Origin of the sequence: Mesorhizobium sp. C432A, assembly GCF_030323145.1 — a bacterium.
Classification (GTDB): Bacteria; Pseudomonadota; Alphaproteobacteria; order Rhizobiales; family Rhizobiaceae; genus Mesorhizobium.
Genome location: NZ_CP100470.1, coordinates 4332476 through 4348747, shown reverse-complemented (window position 1 = coordinate 4348747; position 16272 = coordinate 4332476). Strand labels below are relative to the sequence as shown.

Annotated in this window: 17 protein-coding genes; 15 read left to right on the top strand and 2 right to left on the bottom strand. The window is 62.4% G+C overall.

The window, feature by feature from the left end:
• Nucleotides 1-117: 117 nt before the first annotated feature.
• The 12 genes from eno (at nt 118) to NLY33_RS21105 (ending at nt 10756) form a co-directional block, all read left to right on the top strand.
• Nucleotides 118-1392, top strand: a complete 1275-nt coding sequence (gene eno / locus NLY33_RS21160; RefSeq protein ID WP_023706542.1) for a phosphopyruvate hydratase — start codon at nt 118-120, stop codon at nt 1390-1392.
• 138 nt (nt 1393-1530) lie between these two features.
• Nucleotides 1531-1854: an FtsB family cell division protein gene (locus NLY33_RS21155; protein WP_023706543.1), complete on the top strand. Its 324-nt coding sequence runs from the start codon at nt 1531-1533 to the stop codon at nt 1852-1854.
• A gap of 195 nt (nt 1855-2049) precedes the next feature.
• Nucleotides 2050-3096, top strand: coding sequence for a pyruvate dehydrogenase (acetyl-transferring) E1 component subunit alpha (gene pdhA, locus NLY33_RS21150; protein WP_023682559.1), 1047 nt, complete (start codon nt 2050-2052; stop codon nt 3094-3096).
• Between the two features lie 15 nt (nt 3097-3111).
• Nucleotides 3112-4533: a pyruvate dehydrogenase complex E1 component subunit beta gene (locus tag NLY33_RS21145; protein ID WP_023682558.1), complete on the top strand. Its 1422-nt coding sequence runs from the start codon at nt 3112-3114 to the stop codon at nt 4531-4533.
• A gap of 26 nt (nt 4534-4559) precedes the next feature.
• The gene (locus NLY33_RS21140; protein ID WP_023714177.1) at nt 4560-4865 is read left to right on the top strand and encodes a hypothetical protein; all 306 of its coding nucleotides are present in this window, start codon (nt 4560-4562) and stop codon (nt 4863-4865) included.
• A 2-nt stretch (nt 4866-4867) separates the two neighbouring features.
• Entirely contained in the window at nt 4868-6289 is a 1422-nt protein-coding gene (locus tag NLY33_RS21135; RefSeq protein WP_023706544.1) for a pyruvate dehydrogenase complex dihydrolipoamide acetyltransferase, read from the top strand.
• Between the two features lie 13 nt (nt 6290-6302).
• Nucleotides 6303-6722, top strand: coding sequence for a hypothetical protein (locus tag NLY33_RS21130; protein ID WP_023706545.1), 420 nt, complete (start codon nt 6303-6305; stop codon nt 6720-6722).
• Complete coding sequence (locus tag NLY33_RS21125; protein WP_023682555.1) at nt 6719-7360, top strand: SGNH/GDSL hydrolase family protein; 642 nt, start codon at nt 6719-6721, stop codon at nt 7358-7360. Before NLY33_RS21130 ends, NLY33_RS21125 begins: the two co-directional genes overlap by 4 nt.
• Before the next feature lie 21 nt (nt 7361-7381).
• Nucleotides 7382-8830, top strand: coding sequence for a dihydrolipoyl dehydrogenase (lpdA, locus tag NLY33_RS21120; RefSeq protein WP_023668919.1), 1449 nt, complete (start codon nt 7382-7384; stop codon nt 8828-8830).
• Between the two features lie 102 nt (nt 8831-8932).
• Nucleotides 8933-9190 carry a GlsB/YeaQ/YmgE family stress response membrane protein gene (locus NLY33_RS21115; RefSeq protein WP_023668920.1) on the top strand — a complete coding sequence of 86 codons (258 nt, stop codon included), beginning with the start codon at nt 8933-8935 and terminating at the stop codon, nt 9188-9190.
• Between the two features lie 127 nt (nt 9191-9317).
• A complete protein-coding gene (lipA, locus tag NLY33_RS21110) occupies nt 9318-10283 on the top strand; it encodes a lipoyl synthase (RefSeq protein WP_023688453.1) in 966 nt (321 codons plus the stop codon).
• Between the two features lie 11 nt (nt 10284-10294).
• Nucleotides 10295-10756, top strand: a complete 462-nt coding sequence (locus NLY33_RS21105; protein WP_023682552.1) for a type II toxin-antitoxin system RatA family toxin — start codon at nt 10295-10297, stop codon at nt 10754-10756.
• On the opposite strand, the gene NLY33_RS21100 is transcribed toward NLY33_RS21105, so the two are convergent.
• Together NLY33_RS21100 and NLY33_RS21095 are read right to left on the bottom strand one after the other, a co-directional pair.
• Entirely contained in the window at nt 10732-11241 is a 510-nt protein-coding gene (locus tag NLY33_RS21100; RefSeq protein ID WP_023706546.1) for a CinA family protein, read from the bottom strand. The genes NLY33_RS21105 and NLY33_RS21100 overlap by 25 nt on opposite strands.
• Nucleotides 11238-12461 (bottom strand): bifunctional 2-C-methyl-D-erythritol 4-phosphate cytidylyltransferase/2-C-methyl-D-erythritol 2,4-cyclodiphosphate synthase, encoded by a 1224-nt coding sequence (locus NLY33_RS21095; protein ID WP_023706547.1) that lies wholly within the window; start codon nt 12459-12461, stop codon nt 11238-11240. The genes NLY33_RS21100 and NLY33_RS21095 overlap by 4 nt, the downstream gene beginning before the upstream one ends.
• A 139-nt stretch (nt 12462-12600) precedes the next feature.
• Here NLY33_RS21095 and dusB point away from each other — a divergent pair, with 139 nt between their 5' ends.
• Genes dusB through ntrC form a run of 3 tightly spaced genes read left to right on the top strand, consistent with a single transcriptional unit; the run spans nt 12601 to nt 16219 of the window.
• Complete coding sequence (dusB, locus tag NLY33_RS21090) at nt 12601-13623, top strand: tRNA dihydrouridine synthase DusB (protein WP_023706548.1); 1023 nt, start codon at nt 12601-12603, stop codon at nt 13621-13623.
• Nucleotides 13620-14765: a two-component system sensor histidine kinase NtrB gene (locus tag NLY33_RS21085; protein ID WP_023706549.1), complete on the top strand. Its 1146-nt coding sequence runs from the start codon at nt 13620-13622 to the stop codon at nt 14763-14765. The genes dusB and NLY33_RS21085 overlap by 4 nt, the downstream gene beginning before the upstream one ends.
• Entirely contained in the window at nt 14762-16219 is a 1458-nt protein-coding gene (gene ntrC, locus NLY33_RS21080) for a nitrogen regulation protein NR(I) (RefSeq protein ID WP_023706550.1), read from the top strand. Before NLY33_RS21085 ends, ntrC begins: the two co-directional genes overlap by 4 nt.
• Nucleotides 16220-16272: the final 53 nt, after the last annotated feature.

The window sequence follows — 16272 nt, the reverse complement described above, 5'->3', positions numbered from 1 at the left end:
CGGCCTGAGCGCATGGGGCGATCGTCACTATTATTTCATGCCATTCCTGATTGCCTTTTGCGGCACTTTGGCTAAGAGGGGCGCGACGCTTTCAATCGATCAATCGGGGACATCGCAATGACCGCCATCATCGACATTGTCGGGCGTGAAATCCTGGACAGCCGTGGAAATCCGACCGTCGAGGTCGACGTCGTTCTCGAAGACGGCTCGATGGGCCGCGCCGCCGTGCCGTCGGGCGCGTCGACCGGCGCGCATGAGGCCGTCGAACTGCGCGACGGTGGCGCCCGCTATCTCGGCAAGGGCGTGCTCAAGGCGGTCGAGGCCGTCAATGGCGAGCTGTTCGAGGCGATCGGCGGCATGGAAGCCGAAAACCAGATCCACATCGACCAGACCATGATCGAGCTCGACGGCACGCCCAACAAGAGCCGGCTCGGAGCCAACGCCATTCTCGGCGTTTCGCTGGCGGTCGCCAAGGCAGCAGCGGAAGCCGCCGGCCTGCCACTCTACCGCTATGTCGGCGGCACCAAGGCGCATTTGCTGCCGGTGCCCATGATGAACATCATCAACGGCGGCGCGCATGCCGACAATCCGATCGATTTCCAGGAATTCATGATCCTGCCGGTCGGCGCGCCGACGCTGCGCGAAGGCGTGCGCTGGGGCTCCGAAATCTTCCACACGCTGCGCAAGAAGCTGAAGGATGCCGGCCACAACACCAATGTCGGCGACGAAGGCGGCTTCGCGCCCAATCTGAAGAGTGCGCCGGTGGCGCTCGATTTCATCATGGAATCGATCGAGAAGGCCGGCTTCAAGCCGGGCGAGGAGATCGCGCTTGGTCTCGACTGTGCGGCGACCGAATTCTTCAAGGACGGCAATTACGTCTATGAGGGCGAGAAGAGGACCCGCGATCCCAAGGCGCAGGCCAAGTACCTGGCCAAGCTTGCCGCCGACTATCCGATCATCTCGATCGAGGACGGCCTGGCCGAGGACGACTGGGAGGGCTGGAAGTACCTGACCGACCTGATCGGCAACAAGACGCAGCTGGTTGGCGACGACCTCTTCGTCACCAACACGGCGCGGCTGCGCGACGGCATCCGCATGGGTGTCGCCAATTCGATCCTGGTCAAGGTCAACCAGATCGGCTCGCTTACCGAAACGCTCGACGCTGTCGAGACCGCGCATAAGGCAGGCTACACCGCAGTCATGTCGCACCGTTCGGGCGAAACCGAGGATTCGACCATCGCCGACCTCGCCGTCGCCACCAATTGCGGGCAGATCAAGACCGGTTCGCTGTCGCGCTCGGATCGCATGGCCAAGTACAACCAGCTGATCCGCATCGAGGAAGAGCTCGGCAAGCAGGCGCGCTACGCTGGCAAGTCGGTGGTCAAAGCCTAAATTCTGCCGAACTGGCGAAAACGATGGAAGGGCGGGATTTTCCCGCCCTTTTTCGTTGCGGCCGCTGGCTAATGCACCTGTCCGTAACCGTCCATTAAGCACAATCGAGCGACAAATGGCGGTCAAAGGATTGCGACCATGTGGACACGCCAGCACAAGCAGAGAAACACCGGCCGGCTGATCATCCCGTCCCTTTGCGTGGCGTTCCTGGCCTATTTCGGCTTCCATGCCTATCATGGCGAGTTCGGCATCAATTCCAAATATCAGCTCGAAGCGCAGACCATCGAATTGCAGGCCAAGTACGATGCCATCAAGGCGCGCCGGGTCGATCTGGAGCGGCGTGTCCAGCTGATGCATGAGGGTACGCTTGAAAAGGATATGCTCGACGAGCAGGCACGCCGGGCGCTCAATCTGTCCCAGCCCGATGAAATCACCGTCATGCTGCCGGCCAATTCGAAATAACCAAGTTTCAGTTAATCGCTGTTATCTCTAATGATTCTGGGCGTTTAGGCGCATGCCAGCCATGCATTTTTCTGCATGGCGAAACGCGGTCTCGCATGTTAGCTTCCCTCCAATCGGTGGGGAGGAGCTGATCCTCCCCGGAGCAGACATGGTCTGCTTTAGTGTCCGCAAAGAGACGCCAACAGGGAGTGATGCATGGCCACCGCCGCCAAAAAAGCGCCTGCCAAATCCGTTAAATCGACGTCCGCCAAATCAACGGGGCTTTCCGCCCCCAAGCCGGCTGACTTCACCAAGGACGAGGAGCTTGCCGCCTACCGGCACATGCTGCTTATCCGCCGCTTCGAGGAAAAGGCCGGCCAGCTCTACGGCATGGGCTTTATCGGCGGCTTCTGCCACCTCTATATCGGCCAGGAAGCGGTCGTCACCGGCATGAAGATGTCGCTGATCAACGGCGACCAGATGATCACCGCCTATCGCGACCATGGCCACATGCTGGCGATGGAACTTTCCCCGCGCGGCGTCATGGCAGAGCTGACCGGACGCCGTGGTGGCCTGTCGAGGGGCAAGGGCGGCTCCATGCACATGTTCTCCAAGGAGAAGCATTTTTACGGCGGCCACGGCATTGTCGGCGCGCAGGTCTCGCTCGGCACCGGTCTCGCCTTCGCCAACCGCTACCGCGACAACAACAATGTGTCGCTGACCTATTTCGGCGATGGCGCTGCCAACCAGGGCCAGGTCTATGAAAGCTTCAACATGGCCTCGCTGTGGAAGCTGCCGGTGATCTACATCATCGAGAACAACCGCTACGCCATGGGCACTTCGGTGTCGCGCTCGTCGGCCGAAACCAATTTTTCGCATCGCGGCGCCTCGTTCAAGATTCCCGGCATTCAGGTCGACGGCATGGATGTGCGTGCGGTCAAATCCGCCGGCGATCAGGCGACCGAATGGTGCCGTGCCGGCAACGGTCCGATCATCCTCGAGATGCAGACCTATCGCTATCGCGGTCACTCGATGTCGGATCCCGCGAAATACCGCTCCAAGGAAGAAGTGCAGAAGATGCGCTCGGATCATGATCCGATCGAGCAGGTCAAGGCGCGGCTGACGGCCAAGAAGTGGGCGACCGAGGACGAACTCAAGAACATCGACAAGGAAGTCCGCGACATCGTCGCCGACGCCGCCGAATTTGCCCAGCACGACGCAGAGCCGGATCCGTCCGAGCTCTGGACCGACATCGTATTGTAACGGGAGGGCAAGGACATGCCGATCGAAATTCTCATGCCCGCTCTCTCGCCGACCATGGAAGAGGGCAATCTTTCCAAATGGTTGAAGAACGAGGGCGACAAGGTCGTCGCCGGCGATGTCATCGCCGAGATCGAAACCGACAAGGCGACGATGGAAGTCGAAGCCGTCGATGAAGGCACGATCGGCAAGATCGTGGTTCCCGCCGGCACCGAAGGCGTCAAGGTCAACGCGGTGATCGCCGTGTTGCTGCAGGACGGTGAAAGTGCAGGCGATGTCGAAAAGAGCGGCAAGCCTGCCTCCACCCAGGATGCCGTTTCCGCTGGCGGTCAGCGGACCGATGCAGCCGAGGAAGGTACAAAAGCGGCTCCCCAGGATGCCGGCGAGGCTCCGAAGGCAGTTCCCGCCGCTCCGGCGGCCAAACCTGCCGCCGATCCGGATATTCCCGCCGGCACCGAGATGGTCTCGACCACGGTGCGCGAAGCGCTCCGAGATGCCATGGCTGAAGAAATGCGCCGCGACGGCGATGTCTTCGTCATGGGCGAGGAGGTCGCGGAATACCAGGGCGCCTACAAGATCACGCAAGGGCTGCTGCAGGAATTCGGGCCGCGCCGCGTCGTCGACACGCCGATCACCGAGCACGGCTTTGCCGGCGTCGGCGTCGGTGCGGCGATGGCCGGCCTGAAGCCGATCGTCGAGTTCATGACCTTCAACTTCGCCATGCAGGCGATCGACCAGATCATCAACTCCGCGGCCAAGACGCTCTATATGTCGGGCGGCCAGATGGGCGCACCGATCGTGTTCCGCGGACCGAACGGTGCGGCCGCCCGCGTCGGCGCCCAGCATTCGCAGTGCTATGCCGCCTGGTACAGCCATATTCCCGGCCTGAAGGTGGTGATGCCGTACACGGCTGCCGACGCCAAGGGCCTGCTCAAGGCGGCGATCCGCGATCCGAACCCGGTCATCTTCCTTGAAAACGAAATCCTCTACGGCCAGTCCTTCGACGTGCCGAAGCTCGATGATTTCGTGCTGCCGATCGGCAAGGCGCGCATTCACAAGCAGGGCAAGGACGTCACCATCGTCTCGTTCGGCATCGGCATGACCTATGCCATCAAGGCGGAAGCCGAACTGCGCGGCATGGGCATCGATGCCGAGATCATCGATCTCCGGACCATCCGCCCGCTCGACCTCGACACCGTCATTGCCTCCGTGAAAAAGACCAACCGCCTGATCGTGGTGGAAGAAGGTTTCCCGCAGAACTCGGTCGGCGACCACATCGCCAACCAGGTTTCGCAGCGCGCCTTCGATTTCCTCGACGCGCCGGTCATCACCATCGCCGGCAAGGACGTGCCGATGCCTTATGCGGCGAACCTCGAAAAGCTGGCTTTGCCCAATGTCGGCGAGGTCATAGAGGCGGTCAAAGCCGTCACGTATCGCTGACGGTCTTTCTTGCGGGGGAGGCAGAAATGGCGACGATGGCAGATGTGAGGAGAATAGCTTGGTCTCTATTTTGGCGGAGCTTCCTGTCTAGTATCGCTTGTGGATTTGTTGCTGGCGCGATTGTTGGGTTCGTCATTGGGTTCATTGGCGGTTTTTTTGGACTTCGCCATGAGGCAATTCAGGTACTGAGCTCTGTTGGGGGAGCATGCCTTGGGCTTGTAGCATCATTCCTTTGTTTGAATTTCTTCTTGGCCCGATCGATTGGCAAGGAATTCAAAGGCAAACGTCTAGAACTTGCCGTGGTTAGCCCGGCTGGCTTGCAGGGAGAGTAACTATGCCAATCAACATCACCATGCCGGCACTCTCGCCCACGATGGAAGAGGGCAATCTTTCCAAGTGGCTGGTCAAGGAGGGCGACAAGGTTTCGCCGGGCGACGTGATCGCCGAGATCGAGACCGACAAGGCGACGATGGAAGTCGAGGCCGTCGATGAGGGCACGGTCGCCAAGCTGGTCGTTCCGGCCGGCACCGAAGGCGTCAAGGTCAATGCGCTGATCGCCATTCTCGCCGGCGAAGGCGAGGATGCAGGGGCGGCGGCAAAGGGTGGTGGCGATGCCGCGCCCGCGAAAGCCGATGCCAAGCAGGATAAGGCGTCAATCTCCCCACCCGTGGGGGAGATGTCGACGAAGTCGACAGAGGGGGGCGCTGTCCCGCCGACCTCTCAGTCTGTCGCGCCCCCCTCTGGCCTGCCGGCCATCTCCCCCACAAGGGGGGAGATCAGCCAATCGTCAGGCGAGCGCACTTTCGCCTCGCCGCTGGCGCGGCGCATAGCCAAGGACGCCGGCGTCGATGTGTCCGCTGTGAGTGGCACCGGCCCGCATGGCCGTGTCGTCAAGGCCGATGTCGAGGCGGCGATTGCCGGCGGTGGCGCCAAGGCTGCACCGGCCGCGAAAGCCGCACCTGCCGGCGCTCCGGCACCTGCGGCTCCGGCTGCGGCACCCAAGGCGATGTCGGACGAACAGGTGCTGAAGCTGTTTGCCGAAGGGTCCTATGAGCTCGTCCCGCACGACAATATGCGCAAGACCATTGCGCGCCGCCTGGTCGAGGCCAAGACAACCATCCCGCATTTCTACCTGACGCTCGACTGCGAGCTCGATGCGCTGCTGGCGCTGCGCACACAGATCAATGCGGCGGCTCCGATGAAGAAGACCGACAAGGGCGAAGTGCCCGTCTACAAGCTGTCGGTCAACGACATGGTGATCAAGGCGATGGCGATGGCGCTGATGGCGGTGCCGGATGCCAATGCGTCGTGGACCGAAAGCGCCATGGTCAAGCACAAGCACGCCGATGTCGGCGTTGCCGTGTCGATCCCCGGCGGCCTGATCACGCCGATCATCCGCCACGCCGACGAAAAGACACTGTCCACTATCTCCAACGAGATGAAGGATCTGGCGAGCCGTGCCCGCAGCCGCAAGCTGAAGCCTGAGGAATATCAGGGCGGCACGACGGCTGTCTCCAATCTCGGCATGTTCGGCATCAAGGACTTTGCCGCCGTCATCAACCCGCCGCATGCGACGATCCTGGCGGTGGGTGCCGGCGAGCAGCGGCCGGTGGTCAAGAATGGCGAGATCAGAATCGCCAATATCATGTCGGTGACGCTGTCGACCGATCACCGCGCCGTCGACGGTGCGCTCGGCGCCGAACTTCTGGTCGCCTTCAAGCGCATGATCGAAAATCCGATGGGCATGCTGGTCTAGGAAGGAAAAGGCTGTGCGGAAATTCGTCACCAGCCTTTTCGCCCTGATCCTTTCCGGCCTGGCCGGCGGGCTGGTGGCGCTGTGGCTGGCAATCGTCACCAATGCGAATTCCGAATACATCCTGGTCTTCATGGTTTCGGCGCTGGTCACCATCGTTGCGACCGTGGCGTTTTTCATCGCGCAGTTCGTGCCAAACCCGCAAAGGGCGATAAACCTGACGGGGCTTGTTGGGGTTTCGTTGTTCGTGCTGGCCGGAATCGGGCTGATTGCCTGGACCTTCTCGCAGCCGCCTGGCAAAGCCCAGTGGTCGGGCGATCTCCCCGTTGTCGCCGGTCTGTTTTTGCCAAGCATCGCCACGGTTATCGTGCAGTGGCTGCTCGTGGGATGGCGCGTGCGGCGCGGGCTTAGGGCGGAGGCGGGTGCGGGTGCATGAAGACGATCCTCTGCTACGGCGATTCCCTGACCTGGGGCTATGACGCGGCGAGCCTCGGGCGTCATGCGCTGGAAGATCGCTGGCCGAGCGTGCTCAAGGCGGCGTTGGGCGACGATGATATCGAAGTCATTGCCGAAGGTCTGAACGGCCGCACCACGGCTTTCGACGATCACCTGGCTGGTGCCGACCGCAATGGCGCCAAGGTGCTGCCGACGATCCTGACCAGCCATGCGCCGCTCGACCTGATCATCATCATGCTCGGCGCCAACGACATGAAGCCCTGGATCCACGGCAATCCGGTCGCGGCCAAGCAGGGGGTGCAGCGGCTGATCGACATCGTGCGCGGCCACGATTATCCGTTCGACTGGGCCGCGCCGCAAATCCTGATCGTCGCGCCACCAGCGGTCAGCCGCACCGACAATGCCGAATTCAAGGAAATGTTTGCCGGCGGCGACGAGGCCTCGAAGCGGCTGGCGCCGCAATATTCCGCGCTCGCCGACGAGGCCGGCTGCGGCTTTTTCGATGCCGGCACGGTGGCCGAGACCACACCGATCGACGGGGTCCATCTCGATGCCGAAAACACGCGCAATATAGGTGACGCATTGGCGCCATTGGTGCGTGTGATGCTGGAACTCTAGAGAAAATCAGGGAGAAACCCCGTGGCTGAATCCTACGACGTCATAATCATCGGCTCAGGCCCCGGCGGCTATGTCACGGCGGTGCGCTCCGCCCAGCTCGGCTTCAAGACGGCGATCGTCGAGCGCGAGCATCTCGGCGGCATCTGCCTCAACTGGGGCTGCATCCCGACCAAGGCGCTGCTGCGCTCGGCCGAGATCATGCACTATTCCGATCATCTGAAGGACTACGGCCTGAAGCTCGAAGGCGGCAAGGTCAGCGCCGACACGGCCGCTGTCGTCGACCGCTCGCGCAAAGTGTCGTTGAGGCTCAATGGCGGCGTCGCCTTCCTGATGAAGAAGAACAAGGTCGACGTTATCTGGGGCGAGGCCAAGCTCTCCAAGCCGGGTGAAATCGTCGTCTCCAAGACGGCGAAGAAGCCGATGGAGCCGCAGCCGCCGGTGCCCAAGGGCGTCAAGGGCGAGGGCACCTATACCGCCAAGCACATCATTCTCGCCACCGGCGCCCGGCCGCGCGCGCTGCCCGGCATCGAGCCGGACGGCAAGCTGATCTGGACCTATTTCGAGGCGATGGTGCCGAAGGAGATGCCGAAGTCGCTGCTGGTCATGGGTTCGGGCGCCATCGGCATCGAGTTCGCCTCCTTCTACCGCACCATGGGCGCCGAGGTGACGGTGGTCGAGCTTTTGCCGGCGGTGATGCCGGTCGAGGATGCCGAGGTCTCGAAATTCGCGCAGAAGCAGTTCGAGAAGCAGGGCATGAAAATCATCCTCGAGGCCAAGGTGACCAAGGTCGAGAAGGGTGCCAACTCGATCACCGCCCATGTCGAGATGAAGGACGGCAAGGTCGAGAAGATCACCGCCGACCGCATGATCTCGGCCGTCGGCGTGCAGGGCAACATCGATAATCTCGGCCTCGAGACGCTCGGCGTGAAGACCGATCGCGGCTGCGTCGTCATTGACGGCTATGGCAAGACCAACGTTCCCGGCATCTACGCTATCGGCGATGTCGCCGGACCGCCGATGCTCGCCCACAAGGCCGAGCATGAAGGCGTGGTCTGCATCGAGAAGATCGCCAATTTCCCCGGCGTGCATGCGACAGACAAGCTGAAGATCCCGGGCTGCACCTATTGCAACCCGCAGGTCGCCTCGGTCGGGCTCACCGAAGCCAAGGCCAAGGCCGAAGGCAAGGACATCCGCGTCGGCCGTTTCCAGTTCGGCGCCAACGGCAAGGCGATCGCGCTTGGCGAGGACCAGGGCTTCATCAAGACCATCTTCGACAAGAAGACCGGCCAGCTGCTCGGCGCGCATATGGTTGGCGCCGAGGTGACGGAGCTGATCCAGGGCTTTGTCGTGGCGATGAACCTGGAGACCACCGAGGAAGAACTGATGCACACCATCTTCCCGCATCCGACGCTGTCGGAGATGATGAAGGAAAGCGTCCTTGATGCCTATGGCCGTGCGCTCAACGCGTGATAAATTGCTGCCGCGAGACTCAGACGCATGCGCCGGAGGAACCTTACGGCAAGACAGTTCGTTTCCGGATGCATTTTCACCTGACACTGGAGGAGTTGGCATATGGACGTGAATGGCGTGGGCTGGATTGCGGCCATCATCATCGGCGGTTTGGCCGGGTGGCTGGCCGAGATGGTCATGAAGAGCAATACCGGCGTCTTGATGAACATCATTATGGGCATTGTCGGCGCGGTGGTGCTGAACGCAATTCTCAGGGCGCTCAACATCGAACCCTTCGGTGTCGGCTGGCTCGCCTACCTGATCACCGGCTTCATCGGCGCCTGCCTGCTGATCTTTGCCGGGCGGCTGATACGCCGCTAGACTACCGCTATGCGAAAAAGGCTGTGGCGGCATGCGCCGCCGCGGCCTTTTTCTTTGCACCGAAAAGTCCTAGATGACGTCAGAAGGGCGAATGCCGACGGGCAGACGCCAACAAGTCAGGTTTGAGATGGTCACCGTCCTCGACACGATCGCCAACGCGCCGCGCCTGCGGCACCCCGAGAAGGCACACAAGCCTGATCAGGACGTGCTGCGCAAACCCGACTGGATCCGCGTCAAGGCGCCGATGTCGAAGGGCTATGCCGAAACCCGCGAGATCGTGAAGTCGCACAAGCTGGTCACGGTGTGCGAAGAGGCCGGCTGCCCCAATATCGGCGAGTGCTGGGAAAAGAAGCACGCCACCTTCATGATCATGGGCGAGATCTGCACGCGCGCTTGCGCCTTCTGCAATGTCGCCACCGGCATTCCGACCGCGCTCGATGCCGATGAGCCGGCGCGTGTCGCGCATGCCGTCAAGCAGATGGGGCTGACCCATGTCGTCATCACCTCGGTCGACCGCGACGATCTCGCCGATGGCGGCGCGCAGCATTTTGCGGAAGTCATCCGGGCGATCCGGGCAGCGACACCTCTGACCACAATCGAAATCCTGACGCCCGATTTCCTGCGCAAGGAAGGCGCGCTGGAGATCGTCGTGGCGGCCAAGCCCGATGTCTTCAACCACAATCTCGAAACCGTGCCGTCGAACTACCTGACGGTGCGGCCGGGTGCTCGCTATTTCCACTCGATCCGGCTGTTGCAGCGGGTCAAGGAGCTCGACCCGTCGATCTTCACGAAGTCCGGCATCATGGTCGGCCTCGGCGAAGAGCGGAACGAGATCCTGCAACTGATGGATGACCTGCGCTCGGCCAATGTCGACTTCATGACCATTGGCCAGTATCTGCAGCCGTCGAAGAAACACCACCCGGTGATCCGCTTCGTCACGCCGGAGGAGTTCAACTCCTTCGCGACGATCGGCAAGACCAAGGGTTTCCTGCTGGTGGCGTCGAGCCCGCTGACGCGCTCCTCGCATCATGCCGGTGACGATTTCGCCAGGCTGCGGGCGGCGCGTGAGGCGCAGCTCAAAAAAGCCAGTTAAATCCTGCTTCAATGCCGAAATTCGAAGCCACACGCCGCGTTGCCCACACGCCGGAGCAGATGTTTGCTCTGGTCGCCGATATCGAGACCTATCCGCAATTTCTGCCGCTTTGCGAGGCGCTGACGGTGCGCTCTCGCAAGGAGCGTGATGGCCGCACCATTCTCCTCGCCGATATGAGCATCGGCTACAAGGCGATCCGCGAGACCTTTACGACGCAAGTGCTGCTGAAGCCGGACGAAAACACAATCGATGTCAAATACATCGATGGACCGTTCAAATATCTCAGCAATATCTGGCGCTTCGAGCCGGCCGACGGCGGCGGCTGCAACGTCCGCTTCTTCATCGACTACGAGTTCAAGAGCCGCATCCTCGGCGTGGTGATGGGCACCATGTTCGATCGTGCCTTCCGCATGTTTTCCGAAGCCTTCGAAAAACGTGCGGACGTCATCTACGGAACGACGCCCATCTCATGAGTGTCGCCGAGCGCGCGCAGCCCGATCTCCAGCGCATGCTTGACCGTCTCGCGGCGGATGAAGTCGCGGCCATTGTCGGCAAACATATTGAGCTCGGCAGCCACCGGCCCACCTCTTAGGGCAACTCCGAACCAGACGAGGCCGACCGGTTTTTCCGGCGAGCCGCCGCTTGGGCCGGCAATGCCGGTGACGGCAAGCGCAAGCCCGGCGCGCGAGCGGGCCAGAGCGCCCTCCGCCATCTCCAGAACCGTTTCGCGCGAGACGGCGCCATGCGCCTCGAGTGTGGCGGGCGAGACGCCGAGCATCTCCATCTTTGCTTCATCGGAATAGGTGATGAGGCCGCGATCGACGACAGCGGACGAGCCGGCAATGTCGGTCAGTGCCGAGATGATCATGCCGCCGGTGCAGCTCTCGGCCGTTGCCAGCATGATGCCGCGCTGCTGGCAGATCTGGAGCAGGGCGTTGGCGAGATCGCCGTTGTTCATGCGGGAACCTCCCCGGGGAAGACGACACTGGCGGTGGCGATGGCGGCGATGCCTTCCTCGCGGCCGACAAAGCCGAGTTTTTCGTTGGTCGTCGCCTTGATGGAGATGCGATCGCCGGAAATGCCCAGCATCGCCGACAGCGCGTTGGTCATGGCCTCGCGATGCGGGCCGACGCGCGGCGCCTCGCAGATCAGCGTGATGTCGGCATTGGCGATGCGGCCGCCGCGTTCGCGCACCAACCTGGCCGCATGCTGGACGAAGATCTTTGACGCCGCGCCCTTCCATTGCGGATCGGAAGGCGGGAAATGCGTGCCGATGTCGCCGGCGCCGCAAGTGGCGAGCAGCGCATCGGTCAGCGCGTGCAGGCCGACATCGGCATCCGAATGGCCGGAAAGCTTCTTGCCGTGCGGAATGGCGACGCCGCACAGAGTGACATGGTCGCCTGCCTCGAAGGCGTGCACGTCATAGCCATTGCCGGTGCGAATGTCTGGAAAACGCTCGCCAGTAAGGCGTTGATCGGCCATCGCAATATCCCTTGCCCAGGTCAATTTGACATTGTCCGGCGAACCCTGAACGATTTTCACCGGAATATGCGCCCATTCGGCGATCGCGGCATCGTCGGTGAAATCCGTCTTGCCGAGATGATGGGCCTTTTCATGCGCGGCGAGCAACGGCCAGAACGGAAAGCCTTGCGGCGTCTGGGCGGCATGAAGGCCGGCCCTTGGCACCGTCTCTTCGATCATGCCGGTCGTCGACTCGCGCTTCAGCGTATCGGCGACGGGCAAAGCGGGCAGCGCGCCCTGGCGCTCGCCAATGGCGGCGATGATACGGTCGATCAGGGCCGTGTCGACAAACGGCCGCACCGCGTCATGGACAAGGACACGGCCGGGCGTACGTTCCCTCAGCGCCAGCAGGCCGAGCCGGACCGAGGCCTGGCGCGACTCGCCACCGACCACGGCGGTAACCCGCTCGGCATACGCGCCGGCTGCCTTGTCGAAAAGCGCGCGGTCATCGGCATGGATGGCGACGACGACGGGGCCAATTTCGGGATGCGCCAGGAAAGTCTCCAGCGTGCGCGCGATGACGGCACGGCCACCGATGCGCTGATATTGCTTCGGCCCGTCGGCCTTTCCGGCACGCGCGCCGCGACCGGCGGCAACGATGACCAAGCCGACCTTGTCGGTCGTCGCTTCGGCCGGTTTTTCGCTTGCGTCTGTCATGCCGAGAGGCTTAGTCGCGGCTTATGGCGAAGGCCAGCATTTTCCCAAATGCGCCGCAATGTGACGTCATTGCGCGTTGCACAATGCCTTTCTTATGGCTAGAGAATGTGCAGCAATCCGATATGCTTGGTTTTTGTGCATGCCTGAAGTGACAAAATTGGCTTCGCCGCTCGACGTTGGCGGCGTGACGATCCGCAACCGCGTCTTCCTCGCGCCCATGTCGGGAATAACGGACGAGCCGTTCCGGCAGCGCGCCTACGCGCATGGCGCGGGCCTGGTCGTGTCGGAAATGGTGGCGAGCGGCGAGCTTGCCAAGGGCAGGGTCGGATGCGACCTGCGCATCCGTCATTCCGGGCTGCCCGTCCATATGGTTCAGCTTGCCGGCCGCGAGGCCGAGCACATGGCCGAGGGCGCGCGCATCGCTGCCGGCGAGGGCGCCGACATCATCGACATCAATATGGGCTGCCCGGCCAAGAAGGTGACCGGCGGCTATGCCGGCTCGGCGCTGATGCGCGATCTCGACCACGCGCTGTCGCTGATCGAAGCGGTGATCGGCGCGGTCCAGGTGCCGGTCACGGTCAAGATGCGGCTCGGCTGGGACGACAATGCGCTCAATGCACCCGTTTTGGCGCGCCGCGCCGAAGAGGCCGGTGTTAAAATGGTGACCGTGCATGGGCGCACGCGCTGCCAGTTTTATCAAGGCAAGGCCGATTGGGGCGCCATCGCCCGCATCAAGGACGCCGTCTCGATCCCGGTGGTCGCCAACGGCGATGTGGGCTCGCCCGCGGAGGCCGCCGAAATCCTTGAACAGTCGGGCGCCGACGCGGTGATGATCGGTCGTGCCCATTATGGCGCGCCATGGACGGCGGGCCGCATTGCGGCGAAGGCTGCGGGCGACGCGCTCTCCGGCGTGCCGGAAAGCCCGCAAGCCATGGCCGACTACATCGTTTCCCACTACGAGGACATGCTGACGCTTTACGGCGTCGAAAGCGGCTTGCGCCAGGCGCGCAAGCATCTCGGCTGGTATCTCGACCGCCACGCTGCTGGCGTTTCCGATGAGCGGCGGAAAGCCATCCTCACCTCTTTCGAACCCGCCCGCGTCATTGCCTTGCTGCATGAGGTGTTTTCCGGCGAAGCCACGCCCTTGCGGAGCGCCGCATGAACGCCACCGTCACACCGAGCTCCGACATGGCGGATGCCGCCAGTATAGTGCTGAACACCATCCGCCGTCCCGTCATCATGGTCGATCCGGACGGGTTCATCACCTACGCCAATGCCGATGCGGAAGACTTCTTCCGCTCAAGTGCCAACATGCTTGCCCGCAACACACTCTCCAAGCTGATCCCGTTCGGCAGCCCGCTGTTGCAGCTGGTCGACCAGGTGCGCGAGCGCCGTGCGCCGGTCAACGAATACCGTGTCGACGTGTCGTCGCCGCGTCTCGGCATCGAGAAGGTCGTTGATCTCTATGTCGCGCCGGTGCCGGAATTCCCAGGCTCGATCGTGGTGATGTTCCAGGAACGCTCGATGGCCGACAAGATCGACCGCCAGATGACACACAGGGGTGCCGCGCGTTCGGTCACCGGCCTTGCCGCCATGCTGGCACATGAGATCAAGAACCCGCTGTCCGGCATACGTGGCGCCGCACAGCTGCTCGAACTCTCGGCGTCCGACGAGGATCGCGCGCTGACCCGCCTCATCACCGACGAGACCGATCGTATCGTCTCCCTGGTCGACCGCATGGAAGTGTTTTCCGACGAGCGGCCGATTGACCGCTATCCTGTCAACATCCATGTCGTTCTGGACCATGTGAAGGCAATCGCGAAGAACGGTTTTGCCAAGCGAATCAGGATATTGGAGGACTATGATCCATCATTGCCTCCGGTTTTCGCCAACCGCGACCAACTGATCCAGGTGTTCCTCAACCTGGTCAAGAATGCCGCCGAGGCGATCGGCGGCGATCCGCAGGGCGAGATCGTGCTGTCGACGGCGTTCAGGCCGGGCATCCGCGTTTCCGTTCCCGGAACCCAGGACCGCGTCTCGCTGCCGCTGGAATTCTGCGTGCGCGACAATGGGTCGGGCGTCTCGGAAGACATTCTGCCGATCCTGTTCGATCCGTTCATCACCACCAAGCCGAACGGCTCGGGGCTCGGCCTGGCGCTGGTGGCGAAAATCGTCGGCGAGCATGGCGGCATCATCGAATGCGATTCGACGCCGCGCGGCACCACCTTCCGAATCCTGATGCCGGCCTGGAAAGAAACACCCATCGACACTGCCGATGATGAAGGCGAAGGAGACCGCAAATGACGGTTCGCGGCAATATTCTCGTCGCCGACGACGATGCGGCCATCCGCACCGTGCTCAATCAGGCGCTGTCGCGCGTCGGCCATGAGGTGCGCGTGACCTCCAACGCCTCGACGCTGTGGCGCTGGGTGGCGGCGGGCGAGGGCGATCTCGTCATCACCGACGTGGTGATGCCTGATGAAAATGCCTTCGACATGCTGCCGCGCATCAAGAAGGCGCGGCCGGAGCTGCCGGTCATCGTGATGAGCGCGCAAAACACTTTCATGACCGCGATTCGGGCTTCCGAAACAGGTGCTTACGAGTATCTGCCGAAGCCGTTCGACCTGACCGAGCTGCTCAATATCGTCAACCGGGCGCTGTCCGAGCCGCGGCGGCCGAAGATCGATACGCGGCCGGAAGAGCAGCCTGACTCGATGCCGCTGGTTGGCCGCTCGGCCGCCATGCAGGACATCTACCGGATGCTGGCGCGCATGATGCAGACCGACTTGACGGTGATGATCTCGGGCGAGTCCGGCACCGGCAAGGAATTGGTGGCGCGCGCGTTGCACGAATATGGCCGTCGCCGCGGCGGTCCGTTCGTTGCCATCAACATGGCGGCGATCCCGCGCGATTTGATCGAATCGGAGCTGTTCGGCCACGAGAAGGGCGCCTTCACCGGCGCACAGAACCGCTCGACAGGCCGCTTCGAGCAGGCCGAGGGCGGCACGCTGTTCCTCGACGAGATCGGCGACATGCCGATGGAGGCGCAGACGCGGCTGCTGCGCGTGCTGCAGCAGGGCGAATACACCACGGTCGGCGGGCGCACGCCGATCAAGACCGATGTGCGCATCGTCGCCGCCACCAACAAGGATCTGCGCACGCTGATCAACCAGGGGCTTTTCCGCGAGGATCTGTTCTATCGCCTGAACGTCGTGCCGCTTCGGCTGCCGGGTTTGCGTGAGAGGTCGGAAGACATTCCCGATCTGGTGCGGCATTTCTTCAAGATCGGCGCCAGCGAAGGCTTGCAGACCAAGCGCATTTCGACCGGCGGTATCGAATTGATGAAGCGCTATCCGTGGCCGGGAAACGTGCGCGAGCTGGAAAACCTGGTGCGCCGGCTTGCGGCGCTCTATTCGCAGGACGAAATATCAGCCGAAATCATCGAAGCCGAACTGAAGACAGGCGAAAGGCCGGTCGTTCCCGGCGGCGGCAATTTGATCCCGGACGATCTGTCCATCGGCCAGGCGGTGGAGCACTTCCTGCAGCGCTATTTCGCCTCTTTCGCCGGTGATTTGCCGCCGGCAGGTCTCTATCAACGCATCTTGTCGGAGGTCGAATATCCGCTGGTGCTCGCTTCCATGACGGCAACGCGCGGCAACCAGATCAAGGCGGCCGAATTGCTCGGCTTGAATCGCAACACGTTGCGCAAGAAGATTCGCGAGCTGGGCGTCAACGTCTACAAATCGTCGAGACCATGAGCGCCTGCTGCCCGAAGTGACGCGAGGTCATCCCCTTTTCAGGGGATCGGCGG

Bases quoted from the DNA above. Each gene is read 5' to 3' on its own strand.
- eno (WP_023706542.1), top strand. From the start codon at position 118: ATGACCGCCATCATCGACATTGTCGGGCGTGAAATCCTGGACAGCCGT.
- NLY33_RS21155 (WP_023706543.1), top strand. From the start codon at position 1,531: ATGTGGACACGCCAGCACAAGCAGAGAAACACCGGCCGGCTGATCATC.
- pdhA (WP_023682559.1), top strand. From the start codon at position 2,050: ATGGCCACCGCCGCCAAAAAAGCGCCTGCCAAATCCGTTAAATCGACG.
- NLY33_RS21145 (WP_023682558.1), top strand. From the start codon at position 3,112: ATGCCGATCGAAATTCTCATGCCCGCTCTCTCGCCGACCATGGAAGAG.
- NLY33_RS21140 (WP_023714177.1), top strand. From the start codon at position 4,560: ATGGCGACGATGGCAGATGTGAGGAGAATAGCTTGGTCTCTATTTTGG.
- NLY33_RS21135 (WP_023706544.1), top strand. From the start codon at position 4,868: ATGCCAATCAACATCACCATGCCGGCACTCTCGCCCACGATGGAAGAG.
- NLY33_RS21125 (WP_023682555.1), top strand. From the start codon at position 6,719: ATGAAGACGATCCTCTGCTACGGCGATTCCCTGACCTGGGGCTATGAC.
- NLY33_RS21115 (WP_023668920.1), top strand. From the start codon at position 8,933: ATGGACGTGAATGGCGTGGGCTGGATTGCGGCCATCATCATCGGCGGT.
- lipA (WP_023688453.1), top strand. From the start codon at position 9,318: ATGGTCACCGTCCTCGACACGATCGCCAACGCGCCGCGCCTGCGGCAC.
- NLY33_RS21105 (WP_023682552.1), top strand. From the start codon at position 10,295: ATGCCGAAATTCGAAGCCACACGCCGCGTTGCCCACACGCCGGAGCAG.
- NLY33_RS21100 (WP_023706546.1), bottom strand. From the start codon at position 11,241: ATGAACAACGGCGATCTCGCCAACGCCCTGCTCCAGATCTGCCAGCAG.
- NLY33_RS21095 (WP_023706547.1), bottom strand. From the start codon at position 12,461: ATGACAGACGCAAGCGAAAAACCGGCCGAAGCGACGACCGACAAGGTC.
- dusB (WP_023706548.1), top strand. From the start codon at position 12,601: ATGCCTGAAGTGACAAAATTGGCTTCGCCGCTCGACGTTGGCGGCGTG.
- NLY33_RS21085 (WP_023706549.1), top strand. From the start codon at position 13,620: ATGAACGCCACCGTCACACCGAGCTCCGACATGGCGGATGCCGCCAGT.
- ntrC (WP_023706550.1), top strand. From the start codon at position 14,762: ATGACGGTTCGCGGCAATATTCTCGTCGCCGACGACGATGCGGCCATC.